Annotated in this window: 18 protein-coding genes and 1 riboswitch; of the genes, 14 read left to right on the forward strand and 4 right to left on the reverse strand. The window is 75.9% G+C overall.

All coding sequences use genetic code 11. From position 1 onward, the window contains the following. The first annotated feature begins 203 nt into the window (after window positions 1-203). The 3 genes from ACSUPT_RS07740 (at window position 204) to ACSUPT_RS07750 (ending at window position 2699) form a co-directional block, all read left to right on the forward strand. On the forward strand, window positions 204-791 hold the full coding sequence (locus tag ACSUPT_RS07740) for a class I SAM-dependent methyltransferase (protein WP_351967391.1): 588 nt from the start codon (window positions 204-206) through the stop codon (window positions 789-791). A gap of 34 nt (window positions 792-825) precedes the next feature. Beyond that, window positions 826-1758, forward strand: coding sequence for an N-acetylmuramoyl-L-alanine amidase family protein (locus ACSUPT_RS07745; RefSeq protein ID WP_404142682.1), 933 nt, complete (start codon window positions 826-828; stop codon window positions 1756-1758). Window positions 1759-1853: 95 nt separating this feature from the next. Continuing rightward, entirely contained in the window at window positions 1854-2699 is an 846-nt protein-coding gene (locus ACSUPT_RS07750) for a hypothetical protein (protein ID WP_351967367.1), read from the forward strand. An 88-nt stretch (window positions 2700-2787) separates the two neighbouring features. Here ACSUPT_RS07750 and ACSUPT_RS07755 read toward each other — a convergent pair whose 3' ends face one another. From ACSUPT_RS07755 to ACSUPT_RS07765, 3 genes are all read right to left on the reverse strand, one after another. Further along, window positions 2788-3858 carry a prenyltransferase gene (locus ACSUPT_RS07755; RefSeq protein ID WP_351967368.1) on the reverse strand — a complete coding sequence of 357 codons (1071 nt, stop codon included), beginning with the start codon at window positions 3856-3858 and terminating at the stop codon, window positions 2788-2790. Continuing rightward, window positions 3855-4589 carry a class I SAM-dependent methyltransferase gene (locus tag ACSUPT_RS07760; protein ID WP_351967369.1) on the reverse strand — a complete coding sequence of 245 codons (735 nt, stop codon included), beginning with the start codon at window positions 4587-4589 and terminating at the stop codon, window positions 3855-3857. Before ACSUPT_RS07760 ends, ACSUPT_RS07755 begins: the two co-directional genes overlap by 4 nt. 61 nt (window positions 4590-4650) lie before the next feature. Then, a complete protein-coding gene (locus ACSUPT_RS07765) occupies window positions 4651-5970 on the reverse strand; it encodes a glycosyltransferase family 4 protein (protein WP_436943835.1) in 1320 nt (439 codons plus the stop codon). A gap of 266 nt (window positions 5971-6236) precedes the next feature. Here ACSUPT_RS07765 and ACSUPT_RS07770 point away from each other — a divergent pair, with 266 nt between their 5' ends. The 9 genes from ACSUPT_RS07770 (at window position 6237) to ACSUPT_RS07810 (ending at window position 15505) form a co-directional block, all read left to right on the forward strand. Further along, complete coding sequence (locus ACSUPT_RS07770) at window positions 6237-6926, forward strand: TetR family transcriptional regulator (protein WP_351967371.1); 690 nt, start codon at window positions 6237-6239, stop codon at window positions 6924-6926. Between the two features lie 154 nt (window positions 6927-7080). Further along, a riboswitch (cobalamin riboswitch) is annotated at window positions 7081-7148 on the forward strand. Between the two features lie 134 nt (window positions 7149-7282). Further along, window positions 7283-8644 (forward strand): prenyltransferase/squalene oxidase repeat-containing protein, encoded by a 1362-nt coding sequence (locus ACSUPT_RS07775; RefSeq protein WP_436943836.1) that lies wholly within the window; start codon window positions 7283-7285, stop codon window positions 8642-8644. Then, window positions 8641-9348, forward strand: a complete 708-nt coding sequence (locus ACSUPT_RS07780) for an SCO2322 family protein (RefSeq protein WP_436943838.1) — start codon at window positions 8641-8643, stop codon at window positions 9346-9348. The genes ACSUPT_RS07775 and ACSUPT_RS07780 overlap by 4 nt, the downstream gene beginning before the upstream one ends. Next, the gene (locus ACSUPT_RS07785; protein WP_436943840.1) at window positions 9345-10574 is read left to right on the forward strand and encodes an energy-coupling factor transporter transmembrane protein EcfT; all 1230 of its coding nucleotides are present in this window, start codon (window positions 9345-9347) and stop codon (window positions 10572-10574) included. Before ACSUPT_RS07780 ends, ACSUPT_RS07785 begins: the two co-directional genes overlap by 4 nt. Beyond that, the gene (locus tag ACSUPT_RS07790) at window positions 10571-12421 is read left to right on the forward strand and encodes an ABC transporter ATP-binding protein (protein WP_436943842.1); all 1851 of its coding nucleotides are present in this window, start codon (window positions 10571-10573) and stop codon (window positions 12419-12421) included. The genes ACSUPT_RS07785 and ACSUPT_RS07790 overlap by 4 nt, the downstream gene beginning before the upstream one ends. A gap of 23 nt (window positions 12422-12444) precedes the next feature. Then, a complete protein-coding gene (locus ACSUPT_RS07795) occupies window positions 12445-13419 on the forward strand; it encodes an ECF transporter S component (RefSeq protein ID WP_436943844.1) in 975 nt (324 codons plus the stop codon). 242 nt (window positions 13420-13661) lie between these two features. Then, window positions 13662-14072: a transglycosylase SLT domain-containing protein gene (locus tag ACSUPT_RS07800; RefSeq protein ID WP_351967376.1), complete on the forward strand. Its 411-nt coding sequence runs from the start codon at window positions 13662-13664 to the stop codon at window positions 14070-14072. A 214-nt stretch (window positions 14073-14286) separates the two neighbouring features. Beyond that, window positions 14287-14991, forward strand: coding sequence for an O-methyltransferase (locus ACSUPT_RS07805; protein WP_351967377.1), 705 nt, complete (start codon window positions 14287-14289; stop codon window positions 14989-14991). Window positions 14992-14995: 4 nt separating this feature from the next. Further along, window positions 14996-15505 (forward strand): GNAT family N-acetyltransferase, encoded by a 510-nt coding sequence (locus tag ACSUPT_RS07810; protein ID WP_365729936.1) that lies wholly within the window; start codon window positions 14996-14998, stop codon window positions 15503-15505. A gap of 261 nt (window positions 15506-15766) precedes the next feature. On the opposite strand, the gene ACSUPT_RS07815 is transcribed toward ACSUPT_RS07810, so the two are convergent. Beyond that, on the reverse strand, window positions 15767-17815 hold the full coding sequence (locus ACSUPT_RS07815; protein ID WP_351967379.1) for an MDR family MFS transporter: 2049 nt from the start codon (window positions 17813-17815) through the stop codon (window positions 15767-15769). 174 nt (window positions 17816-17989) lie between these two features. On the opposite strand from ACSUPT_RS07815, the gene ACSUPT_RS07820 reads away from it, so the two are divergent. After that, the gene (locus tag ACSUPT_RS07820; RefSeq protein WP_436943845.1) at window positions 17990-19192 is read left to right on the forward strand and encodes a peptidoglycan-binding protein; all 1203 of its coding nucleotides are present in this window, start codon (window positions 17990-17992) and stop codon (window positions 19190-19192) included. 152 nt (window positions 19193-19344) lie between these two features. Then, on the forward strand, window positions 19345-20019 hold the full coding sequence (locus ACSUPT_RS07825; RefSeq protein ID WP_436943846.1) for an HAD-IA family hydrolase: 675 nt from the start codon (window positions 19345-19347) through the stop codon (window positions 20017-20019). Window positions 20020-20150: the final 131 nt, after the last annotated feature.

The raw sequence follows: 20150 nt of genomic DNA on the forward strand, positions 1-20150 counted from the left end.
CCTCCGCAGGACCCGTCCCACGACGGTCCCGCAGGCCCCTCTGTACGTCCCGTCCCACGACCCGTTCCGCACGACCTGGAGGACCCGCCATGAGCCCCGCACCCACGCCGGAGAGCCCGGAGCCGAGCCGCGAGCCGGGCGCCGGGCCGAGCCCGCTGCCGTCGCCGGGGACGCTCGCCGCTTTCGAGGCGGCCAAGGGGTTCATGCCCGTACGGGAGGGGCTCGCGCTGTACGCGGCGGCCGTCGAGGCGGGGCGGCTCGGGCTGCCGCTGCTGGAGGTCGGCACCTACTGCGGGCGCTCCACGATCCTGCTGGCCGACGCGGCGCGCGCGGCCGGGACCGTCGCCGTCACGGTCGACCACCACCGGGGCAGCGAGGAGCAGCAGCCCGGCTGGGAGTACCACGACCCGGACGTCGTGGACCCGGAGGTGGGCCTGATGGACACCCTGCCGACGTTCCGGCGCACCCTGCACGCCGCCGGCCTGGAGGACCACGTCATCGCGGTCGTCGGGCGGTCGCCGCAGGTGGCGCGGGTGTGGGCCGGGCGGCTCGGGCTGGTGTTCGTCGACGGCGGGCACACCGACGAGCACGCCGCCAACGACTACGAGGGCTGGGCGCCGCACGTCGCCGAGGGCGGCCTGCTGGTCATCCACGACGTGTTCCCCGACCCGGCGGACGGCGGCCAGGCCCCGTACCGGATCTATCTGCGGGCGCTGGAGTCGGGCGCGTTCACCGAGGTCTCCGTCACCGACTCGCTGCGCGTACTGCGCCGAACGGCCCCCGGCCACTGAGCCGGAAGGACGCGCACCGCTTAGGCTCGCCCGCGTGTACGACGACGACACGCACCAGCGCGCCCGTATCCGCAAGGCCGTCCTCCTGGCCGCCGTGCCGCTCGCCGCGGCCGGTCTGCTCGCAGGGGGGTGGGCCCTGGCGGGCGCGGGACCGGGCGGCGGCGGCCGGCCCGGCACCGACGGACGTGGCGGGGGCGCCGCCCCCGCGCCGGCGTCGGCCGGCACGTCACCCTCGGCCGGCACGCCGGCGCCGTCCGGTACGGCACCGGGCGCGTCCGCCGCGCCGCTCGCCGGGAAGGTCGTGGTGATCGACCCAGGTCACAATCCGGGGAATTTTCAGCACACCTCGGAGATCAACAAACAGGTCGACATCGGCACCAACCGCAAGGAGTGCGACACGACCGGCACTTCCACACGGGACGGCTACACCGAGGCCGCGTTCACCCTCGACGTGTCGCGCCGCCTCCGCGCCGTCCTCGAACGCATGGGCGCGACCGTCGTGACCACCCACGACGCCGACCGGCCCTTCGGGCCGTGCATCGACGAGCGGGCCCGCATCGGCAACCAGGCGGGCGGCGGCAAGGGCGCCCACGCCGTGGTGTCGGTCCACGCCGACGGCTCGGCGGTCGGCAACCGCGGCCACCACGTCATCCTTCCGGGCCTGGTCAAGGCGGGTGCGGCCGACACGGCTCCGATCGTCGAGCCGTCCCGTAGGCTCGGCGAGCGCGTCCAGGCCGAGTTCGCCCGGGCGACCGGTTCCGCCCCGGCCAACTACCTGGGCGGCGGTACGGGGTTGGACGTGCGCAAGGACCTCGGCGGGCTGAATCTGTCGACCGTGCCCAAGGTGTTCGTCGAATGCGGCAATATGCGTGACCCGGAGGACGCCGCTTCGCTGTCGGACGCGGCGTGGCGGCAGAAGGCCGCTCAGGGGATCGCGAACGGGGTCAGCACCTACCTGCTCGGGTAGGCCGTACGGACGATACATTCGTCCCTACGATGGGGCGCCCCCCGTGCTTCGCGCCACCCCCTGACGACGACACGAACCGACGAAGGACTTTTCACGTGAACATCCGCTCCCTCACTCGAGGCGATGGCGTGGTGATCGGAGCAGCGGTGGTGCTGTTCATCGCCTCGTTCCTCAGCCTGTACGGCGTCGAATGCGCCACCGGGACGAGCTGCGACCTGCCCAACGCCTGGGACGACCTGGGCCTGGTGATGAGCGTGTACATCGCGGGCATCATCGGCGCGGCGCTCGTCGTCGTCTCGCGGGCCATGCCCGGCCGCAAGGTGGCCGGTCTCGACCTGGGGCAGTTCGGTCTCGCCTTCACCGTCTTCGCGCTGTGGACGGCCTTCTGGACGATCATCGACATGAGCTCCGCGGGCGCCGGGATGATCCTGGGCCTGCTCGCCACGATCGCGCTCGCCGCGGGCGCGGTGGCGTCCCCGCTGGTCCCGGCCCTGAAGGCGCCGCTGATGGGCGCCCCGAAGCCGCAGACCCCGCAGCCGTACGGCGCCCAGCCGGGCGGCGCGGGCTACGGCTACCCGGGCGGCCAGCAGTTCGCCGGCCAGCCGGGCGGTACGGGCGGCTACGGCTACCCCGCCGCCGGCCAGCAGCCGGGCCAGCCGGGTCCGGCGGACGGCGCCCACCCGCAGCCGCAGCCGGAGCAGCAGGGGGCTCCGGCCGCGGCCCAGCAGGGCGCGCCGGCCGGTGACTTCTCTCCGTTCTGGTTCGCCGTGCCGGTCGCCCGGCCGCTGTACGCGGAGGACGGCTCGCCGACCCCGATCGCGGAGCTGGCGCCGGGCACCTGGTACCTGGCCGTCGAGCAGCGCGGCGCGGCCCTGGTCGCGCAGACGCAGGACGGCCGCCGCGGTGTCCTCCAGGACACGACGGGCATCCAGCGGGGCTGATCCCCGCCGCTACGGGAGAACGGGCCCGCCCACCACGCCGGAAGGCTGGTGGGCGGGCCCGTTTCGTCCGCGGACGGGTCCGGCGGGTTCAGCAGCAGTCCGGGGCCAGGCCCCTCGGGAGGTGCTCGCCGCCGAAGACGGCCGTGGTGGCCTCGTCGCCGCCGAGCGCGGCGACGGCGAGGAGCAGCGACCCGGCCGTCCAGGTGGTCAGTTCCTCGGGCCAGACGGCGCGGTTGCCCTCGAAGACGTACCCGGTCCAGTACAGGCCGCCCTCGGCGCGCAGGTGGCCGATGGAGCGCAGGATGTCGACGGCCCGGTCGGACTCGCCGATCGCCCAGAGCGCGAGGGCCAGTTCGCAGCTCTCGCCGCCGGTGACCCACGGGTTGGGGACGACGCACCGCACGCCGAGGCCGGGGACGACGAACTCGTCCCAGCGGCTGTCGATGCGCTCCTTGGCCGCCGCGCCGGTGACCGCGCCGCCGAGGACGGGGTAGTACCAGTCCATCGAGTAGCGGCTCTTGTCGAGGAACCGCTCGGGGTGGCGGGCGACGGCGTGGGCGAGGGCGCCGGTGGCGAGCTCCCAGTCGGGCTGGGGCTCCTCCCGGTGCTCGGCGATGGCGAGGGCGCAGCGCAGGGCGTGGTGGATGGACGAGCTGCCGGTGAGCAGGGCGTCGGTGACCGGGGTGCCGTCGGCCTCGCGCTTCCAGCCGATCTGCCCGCCGGGCTGCTGGAGCGCGAGGACGAACTCGACGGCGGCGTAGACGGCGGGCCACATGCGGTCGAGGAACGCGTCGTCGCCGGTGGCCAGGTAGTGGTGCCAGACGCCGACGGCCAGGTACGCGCAGAAGTTGGTCTCGCGGGCCGGGTCCGTCGGCTGCCCGGCGTCGCCGTCGTGGTAGGCGGCGTACCAGGAGCCGTCGGTGTTCTGGTGGCGGGCGAGCCACTCGTAGGCGCGGGCGGCGGCCTCGTGCTCCCCGGCGGTGTCGAGGGCCATGGCGGCCTCGGTGTGGTCCCACGGGTCGAGGTGGTGGCCGCGGAACCAGGGGATGGCGCCGTCCGCGCGCTGGACGGCGAGGATGGCGGCGGCGGTCTCGGCGGCCTGACCGGCGGTCAGGACGCCGGGCAGGGTCAGGCGTTCGGTGCGCTCGGGCCGCATCACAGCGCGGCGTCCGCCGGGAGGTGGGGCTTGGTCGCGTAGACCACGAAGCTCTTGCCGAGGACCGGGTTGAGTGCCCGTTCGGCGAGCCGGGTGGCGAGCGGCTTCTTCATGATGTCCCAGACGAGGAGCTTGTGGTACGCGCGGACGGGCAGGGCCTTGTCGTTGTCCACGCCGAACGCGCACTTCAGCCACCAGTACGGGGAGTGCAGGGCGTGCGCGTGGTGGGTGCCGTACGGGCGCAGTCCGGCCTCGCGGACCTTGGCGAGGAGCTCGTCGGCCTTGTAGATGCGGATGTGGCCGCCCTCGACCTCGTGGTACGCGTCGGACAGCGCCCAGCAGACCTTCTCGGGGCCGTAGCGGGGGACGGTGACGGCGATGCGGCCGCCCGGCTTGAGGACGCGGACCATCTCGGCGAGGACGCCCTTGTCGTCGGGGATGTGCTCCATCACCTCGGAGATGATCACCACGTCGAACGAGGCGTCGGGGAACGGCAGGTTGAGGGCGTCGCCCTCCATGGCGGTGGCGGTGGCGCCCTCGGGGGCCTCGCCGGCCTCCTTCATGGCGGCGAACCACTTGGCGACCTCGCGGATCTCGTCGCCGTTCCGGTCGAGGGCCACGACCCGCGCGCCGCGCCGGTAGCACTCGAACGCGTGCCGTCCGGCGCCGCAGCCCAGGTCGAGCACGCGGTCGCCGGGGGCGAGCGGGAAGCGGGTGAAGTCGACGGTCAGCACGTGCGGGGCCTGCTTTCACGGTCCGTGGCGGTGGGCGGGGGTACGAGGGGGCAGGCGGCCGTCACCGGCGGGCTCCGTGCGCGGCGAGCGCCTCGCGGTACCGGTCGGCGGTGCCCTGCGCGGCGCGGGCCCAGGTGAAGCGCTCCAGGACGCGGGCGCGGCCGGCGGCGCCGAGGCGGGCGCGCAGTCCGGCGCCGTCGGGGCCCAGGAGCCGGCCGAGCGCGGCGGCGAGGGCGCCGGCGTCGCCGGGCGGTACGGCCAGGCAGGTCTCGCCGTCGGCTCCGGCGACCTCCGGGATGGCGCCGCCGGTCGTGGCGACCAGCGGCGTGCCGGTGGCCATGGCCTCGGCGGCGGGCAGCGAGAACCCCTCGTACAGGGAGGGCACGCAGGCGACCTGGGCGCCGCGCACCAGGTCCACCAGTTCGGCGTCGCTGATGCCCTTGACGAACCGGACGGCGCCGTCGAGGCCGTACCGCTCGATGGCGCGGGCGACGGGCCCGTCCTCGGCGCGCTTGCCGACGACGACCAGGTGCGCGTCGGGGACCTCGGTGCGGAGCTTGGCGAGCGCCTCCACCAGGTACACGAGGCCCTTGAGGGGCACGTCGGCGCTGGAGGTGGTGACGATCCGGCCGGGGACCTCGGGCACGGACGGGTCGGGTGACCACAGGGTGGTGTCGGCGCCGATGGGGACGACGTGGACGCGGTCGGGGCGGACGCCGAGGTGGTCGACGATCTCCTGGCGGGAGGAGCCGGAGACGGTGAGGACGGAGGGCAGCCGGCGGGCGACGCGCCTCTGCATGCGGGTGAAGGCGTACCAGCGGCGTACGGAGGCGCGGCGCTTCCAGTCGGCGGCGGCGTCCAGCTCCAGCTGCCGGTCCACGGTGATGGGGTGGTGGATGGTGGTGACCAGCGGCGCGCCGAGCGGGGCGAGGAGCCCGTAGCCGAGCGTCTGGTTGTCGTGGACGACGTCGAAGTCGCCGCGGCGGGCGGCCAGCAGGCGGCGGGCGCGCAGCGAGAACGTCAGCGGCTCGGGGAAGCCGCCGGTCCACATGGTGGCGACCTCCAGCGCGTCGATCCAGTCGCGGTACTCGTCGCGCCCCGGCGTGCGGAACGGGTCGGGCTGCCGGTACAGGTCGAGGCTGGGCAGCTCGGTGAGGGTGACGCCCTCGCCGACGGCGTCGAGCACCGGGTACGGCTGGGAGGCGATCACCTCGACGGTGTGCCCGAGGCGCGCCAGTTCGCGGGAGAGGTGCCGTACGTAGACGCCCTGGCCGCCGCAGAACGGGTTTCCCTTGTACGTGAGGAGCGCGATGCGCAGCGGGCGCCCGGCGTCGGCCGCCGCACCCGCGCGGGGGCCTGTCGCTACGGCCTCAGCGGTCACTCGCGGCCCCTTCCATCCCTGCGTTTCGGCGGAGCGTAACCGGTCGCGCTAATCTAGAACAAGTTTCAGAGTTGAGCGTTGCTGATCGTTCCCGGGCGCTCGGATGAGCTTCGAATCTACCGGCAGGTAGCGCCGCTGTGAGGGCCGGAACAGGTGATTCGCGCCACGACGGGGGCGGGGCCATACTGTCGCGCACCACGGCGCGGAACACGACGGCACGGCACGGATACGACGGACACGTTCGACGCACGGATCGACGGGGACCTATGACAGTGGAAGGCAGGCCGGTGCCGCCGCCCCTGACCGAACGGCAGGAGGCACGCCGCCGCCGCATCCTCGACGCCAGCGTGCGCCTGGCGGGCCGGGGCGGCTTCGACGCCGTGCAGATGCGGGAGGTGGCGGAGGAGGCGGAGGTCGCGCTCGGCACGCTGTACCGCTACTTCCCCTCCAAGGTCCATCTGCTCGTGGCCACGATGCGCGACCAGCTCGACGGCCTCCACGCGACGCTGCGGAAGCGGCCCCCGGACGGGGACGGCCCGGCGGAGCGGGTCGCGGAGACGCTGATGCGGGCGTTCCGGGCGCTCCAGCGGGAGCCGCAGCTGGCGGACGCGATGGTGCGGGCGCTCACGTTCGCCGACCGGAGCGTCAGCGAGGAGGTGGAGGCGGTGTCGCGGCAGACGACGGCGATCATCCTGGACGCGATGCGGCTGGCGCCGACGGCGGAGGAGCCGCCTGCGGCGGGGCCGGCGGGGGCGGGGGCACTGCCGGGGGCAGGGGCGGAGGAGCTGCCTGCGGCAGGGCCGGCGGGGGCGGGGCCCGAGGAGCTGGCGGCGGTGCGGGTGGTGGAGCACACGTGGTACTCCGCGCTGATCTCGTGGTTGTCCGGGCGGGCGTCGATCGAGCAGGTCGAAACCGACCTCCGGACGGCCTGCCGCCTCCTCCCCCCGGCCCCCTGACCCCGCGCCCCACGTGCCCGCGCCTGACCCCGTGAACCGGCACCACCCTGCGAGCCGCGCTCCGCTGCCGCGCTGCCGCGGTAGGGCTCCGGGCTCTGGGGGCGGGTTCCGGGGGCGCGGGTAGAGTGTGGGCGTCGCTTCATGCCCGTACGGGGGGAAGCCGGTGCAAATCCGGCGCTGACCCCGCAACCGTGAACCGCCCACGCGGTGAGCCGGAATGCCTCGTCACGGGTCTGACCGGCTCGCGTCCCCGGGAACGGCCCGGTGACCGGCACCGTCGAGGAGTACGGAGCCGAGCCTGGTGCCCTCGCGCGCCGGTGCCCGGCCACCGGCCCCCGCGAGAGAGGCACCCCGCCATGACCACCGTCCGCCGCGGCGCCACGGCGCTCGCCGCCACCGCCGTGCTGTTCGCGGCCGGCGCGGGAGCAGTCGCCCCCACCGCGCTCGCCGCCCCGTCGCCGGCCCCGTCCGCCCCCACGGCCACCGGCGCGCCCGCCGAACCGGCCGCCTCCGCCCCCGCCACCCCGGCCGCGCCCGCGGCCCCCGCCGCCCCCGGGACGCCCGCCGCCCCCGCGATACCCGCCGGGCTGTACGGCACGAAGGACCCCACGTACGACGGCGTGTGGCGGCAGTCGCTGGCGTTCCTCGCCCAGCAGTCGACGGGCGTGGAGCCCGCCGGGCAGGCCGTCGCCTGGCTGCTCGGCCAGCAGTGCGCGAACGGCGGCTTCCCGTCCTTCCGCGCCGACACCTCCAAGCCGTGCGCCGACGACCTGCTCCTCGACACCAACGCCACCGCCGTCGCCCTGCACGCGCTCAAGGGCGTGGACAGCCACGAGGACAAGACCCTCAAGGCCCGGCAGGACGCCGTGGCGTGGCTGAAGCAGGTGCAGAACAAGGACGGCGGCTGGGGCTACAACCCCGGCTCCCCCAGCGACGCCAACTCCACCTCCCTGGTGATCAGCGCCCTCGCCGGCACCGGTGAGCGCCCCGGCGAGTTCCGCTCGGCGGCCGGCAGGAACCCGTACGACGCGCTGCTCGCCTTCGCGCTGCCCTGCACGGCCGAGCCGGGCGGCGGCGCCTTCGCCTACCAGCCGGAGAAGGACGGCACCCTGCGCCCCAACGGCGACGCCACCGCCGCCGCCGTGCTGGCCGGGCTCGGCAAGCACCTGCTGGTGCGGGGCGTCACCCCGGACCAGAAGCCCACCTGCGTGGACGCGGCCAAGCCGACCGCCGAGCGGGCCGCCCGCAACGGCGCCGCCCACCTGACGGCCGTCATCGGCCGGACCGGCCATCTGAACCTGCCGCCCATGCCCGGCGCGACCGCCCCCGCCGACCTGCCGGACGTGGGCAACACCGCCGACGCCGTGCTCGCCCTGGCCGCCGCCGGGCACCGCGAGGCCGCCGACACCGGCATCGCCTGGCTGGAGAAGAACAGCGCCGCGTGGGCGAAGGAGGGCGGCCCCGCCGCGTACGCGCAGCTGATCCTCGCCGCGCACACGGCCGGCGCCGACCCGCGCGACTTCGGCGGCGCCGACCTCGTCCGGCAGCTCAACGCGACGGGACCCGAGCCCGCCTCGACGCCCGAGGCCGGGCAGGAGAAGGCCGCGGAGGAAGAGGACGGCCCCTCGTACCCGGTCTGGCTGATCGTCGCGATCTTCCTCGCCGCGGGCGCCGGCGTCGGCTTCCTGCTCAGCGGACGCGGGAAGCGCAAGCCGTGACGGGCCGCTCCCCCCGCGCGCGCCGCCGGTTCGGCGCGACGGCCGCCGCCGCGTGCCTGGCCGTGCTGGCCGGCGTGCCCCTCGCGTCGGGCACCGCGCACGCCGCCGGGTACCGGTACTGGTCGTTCTGGGAGGGCGGCGCGGGCGGCACCTGGGCGTACGCCACGCAGGGCCCGGCCACCATCCGGCCCGCCGACGGCGCCGTGCACGGCTACCGGTTCGCGGTCAGCGCCGACAGCCGGGACGCCGACCGGCCCCGCGGCGCCCCGGACTTCGCGGCGATCTGCGCGGACACCCCGGCGCGGGAGGGCAGCAAGCGGGTGGCGCTGGTCCTGGACTTCGGCACCCCCGCCGACGCCCCGGCAGGCGGGACCCCGCCCGCCCCGCGCACCGCCTGCGCGCGCGTGGCGGCCGACGCGACCGGCGCGGAGGCCCTGGCCGCCGTGGCGGCGCCGCTGCGCTACGACAGCCAGGCCCTGCTGTGCGCCATCTCCGGCTACCCGGAGAAGGGGTGCGGCGAGCAGGTCGACACCCCCGCCACCGGACCGGCCACCCCCTCGGCGCCGTCCGCCACGGCGGCCGCGCCGGAGGCGGCGGCCGACGGCGACGGCGGCCCGCAGCTCGGCCTGTACGCGGGGGCGGCCGCCGTCGCCGCGCTCGGCGCCGCCGCGCTCGTACGGGCCCGGCGGCGCGGCCGGCGATGAGGCTGCGCGCTCCCGAGGCGCACCGCTCCAACGCCGTGCACGCGGGCGCCTGGTGGCTCTGGGCGCTCGGTCTGGCCGTCGCCGCGTCCCGCACCACCAACCCGCTGCTGCTCGCCCTCGTCGTGGGCGTCGCCGGGTACGTGGTCGCCGCGCGCCGCACCGACGCGCCCTGGGCCCGCTCCTACGGGGCGTTCCTCAAGCTGGGCCTGGCCGTCCTGGTGGTCCGGGTGCTGTTCTCCACGCTGCTCGGCTCGCCCATCCCGGGCACGCACGTGCTGGTCACGCTGCCCGAGGTGCCGCTGCCCGACTGGGCGCGCGGCATCAGGATCGGCGGCCGGGTCACCGCCGAGCAGCTGGTGTTCGCCCTGTACGACGGGGCGAAGCTGGCCGCGATGCTGGTCTGCGTGGGCGCCGCGAACGCGCTCGCCAACCCGGCGCGGCTGCTGAAGTCGCTGCCGGGCGCGCTGTACGAGGCGGGGGTCGCCGTGGTCGTGGCGACGACGTTCGCGCCGAACCTGGTCGCCGACGTGGCCCGGCTGCGCACCGCGCGACGGCTGCGCGGGCGGCCCACGGGCGGGGTGCGGGCGGTGCTCCAGATCGGCCTTCCGGTGCTGGAGGGCGCCTTGGAGCGGTCGGTGGCGGTGGCCGCGTCGATGGACGCGCGCGGGTACGGGCGCACGGCCGCCGTGCCGCCCGCCGTACGCCACACGACGACCGCGCTGACGCTGGGCGGGCTGCTCGGGGTGTGCGCGGGCACGTACGGGCTGCTCGCCGTGGAGGGCGCGGGCTACGGGGTGCCGCTGCTCGCGGGCGGCGTGGCGGCCGCGCTCGGCGGGCTGTGGCTGGGCGGCAGGCGCACGCCCCGCACCCGCTACCGGCCCGACCGGTGGGGTCCGCGCACCTGGCTGGTCGCCGGGTCGGGGGTCGCGGTGGCCGCGCTCGTCGCGTGGGCGGCGGCCGGGCCCGCCGGGGACGCGCTGCGGCCGGGGGTGACCCCGCTGACGGCCCCCGGACTGCCGTTGTGGCCGGCGCTGTCCGTGCTGGTGGGCCTGGTGCCCGCGTTCGTGGCGCCCGTGCCGAAGGCCGCCGGGGCCACGCAGAACGAACAGACCGAACAGGCCCCACAGGCCGCTAAGGCAGCACGGGCCGCACGGGCCGCACGGGCCGCACAGGCCGCCGCTCAGGCCGCACGGGCCGTTGACGAAGACCGCGAGGAGCCCCGGTGATCCGCTTCGAGAACGTGACGGTGACCTACGAGGACTCCGCCGGGCCGACCGTGCGGGACGTGGACCTGCACGTGCCCGAGGGCGAACTGGTGCTGCTGGTCGGCCCGTCGGGCGTGGGCAAGTCGACGCTGCTGGGCGCCGTCTCGGGCCTCGTCCCGCACTTCACGGGCGGCACGCTGCGGGGCCGGGTCACGGTCGGCGGGCGGGACACCCGTACGCACCGGCCGCGCGAACTGGCCGACGTGGTGGGCACGGTGGGCCAGGACCCGGCCGCGCACTTCGTCACCGACGTGGTGGAGGACGAACTCGCCTACGGCATGGAGTCGCTGGGCCTTCCGGCCGGGGTGATGCGGCGGCGCGTCGAGGAGACCCTCGACCTGCTGGGCCTCGCGCCGCTGCGGGACCGGCCCATCGCGACCCTGTCGGGCGGGCAGCGCCAGCGCGTGGCGATCGGCTCGGTGCTGACGACGCACCCGAAGGTGCTGGTGCTGGACGAGCCGACGTCCGCGCTGGACCCGGCCGCCGCCGAGGAGGTGCTGGCCGTCCTCCAGCGGCTGGTGCACGACCTGGGCACGACCGTGCTGATGGCCGAGCACCGTCTTGAGCGGGTGGTGCAGTACGCGGACCGGGTGGCGCTGCTGCGGGAGCCCGGCGCGCCCCTGGTCGTGGGAGCCCCCGCGGAGGTGATGCGGGTGTCGCCCGTGTACCCGCCGGTGGTCGGCCTGTCGCGGCTGGCCGGCTGGGAGCCGCCCGCGCTGACCGTACGCGAGGCCCGCCGCCGCGCCGCCCTCCTCCGGGAACGCCTGGCGGACCGCGAGCCGGAGCCGGTACGGGTGCCGGCGCGGGCGGCGTCTCCGGGCGCCCCCGCGCAGGCGGACGCCGCGAACCCGGGCGCCGCGCAGGCGGACCCCGCCGTTCCGGGCGCCGCGCAGGTGGACGCCGTCGTTCCGGGCGCCGCCGACGCGGTCACCGGTCCGCGTGACACCGCCGGGCATCCGGGCACGGCTGCGGGGGCTTCCTGGTGGCCGTTCCGCCGCCGCTCGGGCCGTACGGACCGCACCGGCCGCGCGGGCGGCGGTTCCCGTGAGCCCGCCGGACCGGACGCCGCCCGTGTGGACGGCCTCGTCGTCACACGCGGGCGCGTCGAGGCGCTGCGCGGTGTGGACCTGGTCGTGCGGTCCGGTGAGACCGTGGCGCTCATGGGGCGCAACGGCGCGGGCAAGTCCACCCTGCTCGGCTCGCTCGTCGGCATGGTCGCGCCCACGTCGGGCCGCGTCCTGGTGGCCGGGCGGGTCCCGCACCGCACCCCGCCGGCCGAGCTGATCCGCGAGGTGGGCCTCGTGCCGCAGGAGCCGCGCGATCTGCTGTACGCGGACACGGTGGCCGCCGAGTGCGCGGCGGCCGACGAGGACGCCGGGGCGGAGCCGGGGGCCTGCCGGGCACTGGTGGCCGGGCTGCTGCCGGGCGTCCCGGACGACACGCATCCGCGCGATCTGTCGGAGGGGCAGCGGCTGGCGCTGGCGCTGGCCGTCGTGCTGACCGGGCGGCCCCGGCTGCTGCTGCTCGACGAGCCGACGCGGGGCCTGGACTACGCGGCGAAGGCGCGGCTCGTGGAGGTGCTGCGGCGCCTGGCCGCGGAGGGGCACGCGATCGTGATGGCCACGCACGACGTGGAGCTGGCGGCGGAGCTGGCGCACCGGGTGGTGATCCTCGCGGAGGGCGAGGTCGTCGCGGACGGGCCGACGCACGAGGTGGTCGTCTCGTCCCCGGCGTTCGCGCCGCAGGTGGCGAAGGTCCTGGCCCCGCAGCCGTGGCTGACCGTCGCCCAGGTGGAGGCTGCCCTGTGAGAGCACGGGCGCAGGGATCCGAGGTGCGGGAGTCCGGGGTGGTCGCGTCGAAGGGTCCGGCGGGGCGGGCGCGGCCCGTGCGGCTCGGGCCGCGCGCGGTGGCCGCGCTGGTGCTGATCAGCGCCGTCGGGGTGGCGGCGTTCGGCTGGCCGCTGCTCGCGGACGGCGGCTCGGGTCTGGCGCGGGCGCACGCGGGGGTCGCCCCGTGGCTGTTCGCGGGGCTGCTGCCGCTGCTCGTCGGGGTGGTCGTGGCGACGATCGCCGACGCGGGCATGGACGCGAAGGCCGTCGCGATGCTGGGCGTCCTGGCGGCGGTGGGGGCGGCGCTGCGGCCGCTGGGCGCGGGGACGGCGGGCCTGGAGCCCATGTTCTTCCTGATGGTGCTGAGCGGCCGGGTGCTGGGGCCGGGCTTCGGCTTCGTGCTGGGCGCGGTGACGATGTTCGCCTCGGCGCTGCTGACCGGCGGGGTCGGGCCGTGGATGCCGTACCAGATGCTGTCGATGGCGTGGTTCACGATGGGCGCCGGGCTGCTGCCGGGGCCGGGGCGGCTGCGGGGGCGGGGCGAGCTGCTGATGCTCGCGGCGTACGGGGCGGCGGCGTCGTTCGCGTACGGGACGGCGATGAATCTCCAGGGGTGGGTGCTGGCGCTGCCGGAGGGGTCGAGCGGGATCGCGTTCCACGCGGGCGAGCCGGTCCACGAGAACCTGGTGCGGTTCGCCGCGTACTGCCTGGCGACCTCCATGGGCTGGGATCTGGGGCGGGCCGCGCTGACGGTGGTGCTGACGCTGACCATCGGATCGACGGTGCTGAAGGCGCTCCGGCGTGCGACTCGACGGGCCGCCTTCGAGGCCCAGGTCACATTCGAAGGCGACGAAAAGCCCTATCCGGGGCATTCCGGGGTGAGGCGCCCCACAGGAGCCACGTCACATACGACCCCGGCTAGTAGCCCCGCGGGGGTCGCCGAGGGCCCCCGGTCCGCCCGCGGCGACCTGGGCTGACGCGTCCGGGCGGGGCCGCGCGGCGGGGCCCGTTCTCCGGTCGCGCCTCGTACTCGGGGGCGTTGCCAGGACCCGGCGGCCCTGCTTTGGTGGATGACGTCGCCGGGCACCGACGGCAGCGCGACCGCCTCGCGGTCCGGCCGCACCGTGCCTCATGGCAAGCCTCCGAGCCGCCGGGACTCCCCCGGGCCCTGGTTCCGGCATGCCTGCGGCAGCCCTGTCCCCGACGTGAGGTCTCTTACGTGTTCCGCTCCATCTCCAGCCGCTTCTCCGCCCGCAACAAGTCCGCCGTCGCCGCAGCCACCGTGCTGCTGGGCGCATCGGGTGCGGTCATGGCGGTGACGGCCCCGGCCTCGGCCGCCGCGCCGACCTCGGCGCAGGCCATCGCCAAGAAGATGGTCCCGGCCGGCCAGTACCAGTGCTTCAGCAAGATCGTCGAGCACGAGTCGGGCTGGGACCACACCGCGACGAACGCCTCGTCCGGTGCGTACGGCCTGGTTCAGGCCCTGCCGGCGTCGAAGATGTCGACGGCGGGCTCCGACTGGAAGACCAACCCCGCCACCCAGATCGAGTGGGGTCTGGACTACATGAACGACCGCTACGGCAGCCCGTGCGGCGCCTGGGAGTTCTGGCAGAACAACCACTGGTACTGAGCCGCGACCCCCTGGGCGGCGGCCCGCGGGCGGTGAGTCCCCGGCACCGCCGACCGGCCGGCGCCGGACCGCCGCCCCGCGCGGTACGCCCCGCGGCAGGCTGTGGCGACAAGCCCCCGGTGAGTACGCTCACAGGGGGCTTCGCCGTGCCCGCGGCCGTGCGCGGGCGTAAACGGGTCCGCGCCGGCGGCCCTGTTCGACTACGTTCCTGACCATGACTCAGCACACACAGGGCACCCAGGACGCGGCGGACCCGCAGGCCCGCTGGACCGCCGTCGACGCCTATCTCACCGACCAGCTCGCCCCCGCCGACGAGGCGCTGACCGCCGCGCTCGCCGCGAGCGACGAGGCGGGCCTGCCGAAGATCGCCGTGGCGCCCAACCAGGGCAAGCTGCTGCACCTGCTGGCCCGCGTCCAGGGCGCCCGCACGGTCCTGGAGATCGGCACGCTCGGCGGGTACAGCACGATCTGGCTGGCGCGGGCGCTGCCGCCGGACGGCCGGCTGGTCTCCCTGGAGTACGACCCCGCGCACGCCGAGGTCGCCCGGCTGAACCTGGCCCGCGCGGGCCTCGACCGGATCGCGGAGGTCCGCACCGGCGCCGCCCTGGACTCGCTGCCGAAGCTGGAGGCCGAGGGCGCCGGCCCGTTCGACCTGGTCTTCATCGACGCGGACAAGAAGAACAACCCGCACTACGTCGAGTGGGCGCTGCGCCTGACCCGGCCGGGCAGCGTCATCGTGGTGGACAACGTGGTGCGCGGCGGCAAGATCACGGACGAGGAGTCGTCGGACGAGGCGATCGTCGCCACCCGCGAGATGTTCGACCTCGTCGCGCGCGACCCCCGGCTGGACGCGACGGCGGTCCAGACGGTCGGCGTGAAGGGCTACGACGGCCTGCTCATCGCCCGGGTGGTGTCCTGAGGCCATGACGGCGAACGGCCTCGCGGCCGGCTGGGACATACGCCCGGAGCGGTACGACACGCAGGACGCGACCGCGCTGCGCCGCGACTACTACGACGACGTGGCCAGCCGCTACTGGCGCCGCCCCGCCACCTCCCGGGAGGTGGACGAGGGGCTGGCCGGCGACGGCGTGGAGGCCCTCGCGCCGCCGACCGGGCAGTTCCTGGTGGGCCGGTACGACGGGAAGCCCGCGGCCTGCGGCGGGGTGCTGCTGCTCGACGCCGGGCGGGCGGAGCTGACCCGCGTCTTCGTCCGGCACGCCTTCCGGGGCACGGGCGGCGCGCGGCTGCTGCTGGCCGCGCTGGAGGAGGCGGCCGTGGAGCTGGGCGCGCGCCGCATGGTGCTGAACACCCGCCTGGACCTGGTGGAGGCCCGCGCCCTGTACACCCGCAACGGCTACCGGGAGATCCCGGCGTACTGCGAGGGCCCGTACATGGAGGTCTGGTACGGCAAGGAGCTGGCAGCGGGCGGGTGAGGCGCGACGGGGCCGGCGCGGCCGCGACGGGGCCGGCGCGGCCGCGACGGTACGGCCGCACGGCCCGGGGCCCCCGGCTCAGGCGCGGGCCCTGGGCTAGGCCGGGCCCCCGGCTCAGGCGCGGGCCCCGGGCTCGGCCCGACGGCTCGGGCCTCCAAGTCCGGCCCGACGGCTCGGGCCCCGGCTCGGCCGCGCCGCCGGCCCCTTAGGGCGTCCGCTCCCGCCGGCCCGCACGCCCGGTGGTCCGGCCCCCGCCGGCCCTCACGCCCCGTGGTCCGGGTGCGCCGGCCCGGCGCCGGGGCGTTCCCGGTCCGAGCCGCACAGCTCGGCGGTCAGCTCCTCCACCAGCTGGACGAGGTCGGTGGGCCGGTCGGGCCCCCACCAGTCGCCCAGCATCTCGGCGAGCGACTCCTCGCGGGCCCGCGCCAGCCGGGCCGCGACCTCCACGCCCTCGTCGGTCAGCATCAGCTGAAGGCCCTCGCGGCGGGCGAGGCCCCGTTCCTCCACCTGCCGGGACGCCTCGGTGACCGCGCGGAGCGGCACGTTCGCGCTCTCCGCGAGGCGGCCGGGCTCCACGGTGCCGTGGCGGCGGATGCGCAGGACGAGCCAGCTGGCCGCGGGCAGCAGATCGAGCCCCGCGCGGGCGGTGATCTTCTCGTACACGGCCTTGCGGCCCTCGCGGGAGCCGAGCACGGACAGGGCGCGGGCCACCTCGTCGTACGAGGACCGCTCGACCGGGTTGGACGCCAGGGTCTCGCTGGGGTCGGGCGCCGTGACCGAGCCGCGCAGCCGGTCCTCGCGCAGCAGCCAGGCGATGGCGAAGGCCACCAGGACGATGGGCGAGGCGTAGAGGAAGACGTCCGTGATGGAGCTGGAGTACGCCTCCAGGGCGGCGGGGCGCAGGGCGGGCGGCAGCTCGGCGATGGCGCGCGGGTCGGCGGCGACCGCGTCCGGGGTGGCGCCGGGCGGGATGTCCTGGCCGGAGAGGGAGTCCTCCAGCTTCCCGGTCAGCCGGCCGGTGAAGATCGTGCCGAAGACGGCCACGCCGAAGGAGGCGCCGATGGAGCGGAAGAACGTGGCGCCGGAGGTGGCGACGCCCAGGTCCTCGTAGCCGACGGCGTTCTGCGCGACCAGCACCAGGACCTGCATGACCAGGCCGAGCCCGGCGCCGAAGACGAAGAAGTACAGGCTCATCTCCCAGGTGGGGCTGGTGGTCTCCATCCGGTGCAGGAGCAGCAGGCCCACGGTGGTGATGGCGGTTCCGGCGACGGGGAAGACCTTCCACCGGCCGGTGCGGCTGACGATCTGCCCGGACACGGTGGAGGTGAGCAGCATGCCGGCGACCATCGGCAGCATGTGGACGCCGGACATGGTCGGGCTGACGTGCTGGACGACCTGGAGGAAGGTCGGCAGGTAGGTCATGGCGCCGAACATCGCGAAGCCGATGACGAAGCTGATGACCGAGACGAGCGTGAAGGTGCGGATGCGGAACAACCGCAGCGGCAGCACCGGCTCGGCGGCGCGCCGCTCGACGCGGACGAAGAGGGCCAGCAGGATCAGGCCGAGGACGGCGAGGCCGATGATCCGGGCGTCGCCCCACTCCCACGTGGTGCCGCCGAGGGAGGCGACGAGGACCAGGCAGGTGGCGACGGAGGCGATCAGGAACGTCCCGAGGTAGTCGATCCGGTGGGGCGTGCGGTGGACGGGGATGTGCAGGGCGGCGGCGATGACGAAGAGGGCGACGATCCCGACGGGCACGTTGACGTAGAAGACCCAGCGCCAGCTGAGGTGTTCGGTGAAGACCCCGCCGAGGAGCGGCCCGAGGACGCTGGTCGCGCCGAAGACCGCGCCGAACACGCCCTGGTAGCGGCCCCGGTCGCGGGGCGGGACGAGGTCGCCGACGATCGCCATGGACAGCACCATCAGCCCGCCGCCGCCCAGGCCCTGGATCGCGCGGTAGGCGATGAGCTGCGGCATGTCCTGGGCGACGCCGCACAGCACGGAGCCGAGCAGGAAGATGACGATGGCCGTCTGGAAGAGCCTCTTGCGCCCGTACTGGTCGCCGAGCTTGCCCCACAGGGGGGTGGCGGCGGTGGAGGCGAGCATGTAGGCGGTGACGACCCACGACAGGTGGTCCATGCCGCCCAGTTCGCTGACGATCGTCGGCAGGGCGGTCGACACGATGGTCTGGTCGAGTGCGGCGAGCAGCATGCCCAGCAGCAGCGCCCCGATGGGCACCAGGACCGCGCGCCGGTTGTAGCCCGCTCCCGGGGCGGGGCTGGTGGCCGGAGTGCTGACTGGCCGCGTCATGGGCGCCTCCTTCTCTGTTTCCCCATCCATCGTGGGCGGTGTGCCCCGTTATGGCCTGCCGAGACCGGATTCGGATGTTGGGCACGTCACGTCGGGGCTGCATAATCGCTGCCAGTTCATGGGGGCGGTATTCAGTCAGCAGGACCTCTAGGGGAGGGACCCACAGTGGCCGGAATGGTCTGTCCTGAGTGCGGCATGCCCGCGGGACCGCAGGGCGCGGGATGCGCCTGCGGCGGGGCGCGGGGCACCGGCGCGGGGCAGGCCGCCTTCGAGCCGCTGCGGATTCGCCCGTACGTGAACCTCCAGCCGCCGTCCGGCCCGGCCGCCGACGGCGCGGAGCCGCACGGTACGGCTCCGGTCGCACCGGACGGGTACGGCCAGGGCCCGGCTCCGCAGGCCCCGCCGGCCGCCACGGGCGTACCGCTCCCGCCGGAGGCACCGCCCGCGCAGGGGACGCCGCCCGCGTCGGCCGCGCGCCAGGGGGCCGGGCAGCCGGAGCCGGACGTGGAGACCACGGCGCCGCTGTACCTGGGCGCGGCACTGCCGGGCGGCGCGCCGGGAGGCGCCGGGTCGGCCGAAGGCGCCGGGGCGGCCCCGGCCGCGTACGCCCCGTACGACGCCCACGCCGCGTACCCCCCGGAGGCCCCGCACCAGGCGCCCGGCCCGTACGGAGCGCACGCCCCGCACGGCCACCCCGCTCCCGACGCCCCGTACGGCGGCGGCACCGGCGGTGAGTACGGCGTGGACGTGACGCCCGGTCCGCGCCGGTCGCGGCGGCAGCAGGGCGGCCGGAAACGGCCGGGGGCGGTGATCGCGGCGGTGGCGGCGGTCGTCGCGGTGGCCGGCACGGCCGCGTTCGCGAGCGGCCTGTTCGACGGGGAGGAGACCTCCGACCGGGTGGCGCCCGAGCCGAACCTGAGCGCGCCGCCCTGGCCTTCGGTGGACGCGAGCGCGAGCACGTCGCCGAGCGTCGACGCCTCGCCGGAGGAGTCCGCTCCGCCGTCCGATGCGGAGACCTCGCCGTCCGCGCCGGCCACGCCCAGCACCTCGGCGGAGCCCGTCCCGGTCGAGGCGCCCGAGGTGCGGGAGACCGCCTCGGCACGGCCCCGCTCGCAGGCCCCGAGCCCCACGCGGGAGACCGGGCAGGTGAGCGGCTCGACCCTGAGCCGGGGCGACCGGGGCGAGGAGGTGCTGGAGCTCCAGAAGCGGCTGCGGGAGATCGGCGTCTACGACAACGCCATGAACAGCCGCTACGACAAGAACGTCGAGCGCGCCGTCGCCGAGTACCAGGAGCGGCGCGGCATCACCGGGGACGCGCCGGGTGTCTACGGGCCGGCCACGCGGGCGGCGCTGGAGGGCGAGACGAGCGGCGGCTGAGCCGGCGCCGCGGCGCCGGGAGATGTGTCACAGGGGCCGGGGTGGCGCCGCACGCCCTTTGTTTTGTATCGTACAAAAACAAAGTGGTCCCGCCCGTATTCCCTGACCGGCGGGCGGGCCCACTTCGTTTGTCTTCCCGCGTCTGGAGTGCCATGCCGGCCACCGCTTCCGCCCCCGCCACCCTGACCGCCCGCGCGCTGCTGCTCGACATGGACGGCACGCTCGTGAACTCGGACGCGGTGGTGGAGCGCGTCTGGCGGCGCTGGGCGCTGCGCCACGGGCTGGACCCGGACGAGGCGCTGAAGGTGGTGCACGGCCGCCAGGGGTACGCCACGATGGCGGTCCTCCTGCCGGACCGCCCGATGGAGCTGAACCACGCGGAGAACCGGGAGCTGCTGGCGGAGGAGACCGCCGACCTCGACGGCGTGGTGCCCGTTCCGGGCGCGCCCGCGTTCCTGGAGTCGGTCGCGGCGCTGCCGCACGCCCTGGTGACCTCGGCGGACGCCGCGCTGGCGGTGGCCCGGATGGGCGCGGCGGGGCTGCCGATGCCGGAGGTGCGGGTGACCGCCGAGTGCGTGAGCGCGAGCAAGCCGGACCCGGAGGGCTTCCTGAAGGGCGCGGCGGAGCTGGGCTTCACGCCGGCGGACTGCGTGGTGTTCGAGGACTCGGAGGCGGGCATCGCGGCCGGCCGGGCCGCCGGGATGCGGGTCGTGGGCGTGGGCCCGCGCGCCGCGGCGTACGGCCCCGACCTGCACGTACCGGACCTGACCCGGCTGCGGGTGGAGGCGGGCGCCGACGGGGCGATCCGCCTGAGCGCCACGGCCTGATCCGCGTCCGGGCGACCGGGCCGCGAACCGCCCGGCCGACCGGCCGCGCCCCGGCACGGGGCCGGGCGACCGACCGCCCGGCCCCGTTTCGTACGGGCGGACCCGGCCCCGTTTCGTACGGGGGGCCCGGT

This window comes from Streptomyces sp. SudanB25_2051 (genome assembly GCF_964272635.1).
In the GTDB taxonomy this organism is placed as follows: Bacteria; Actinomycetota; Actinomycetes; order Streptomycetales; family Streptomycetaceae; genus Streptomyces.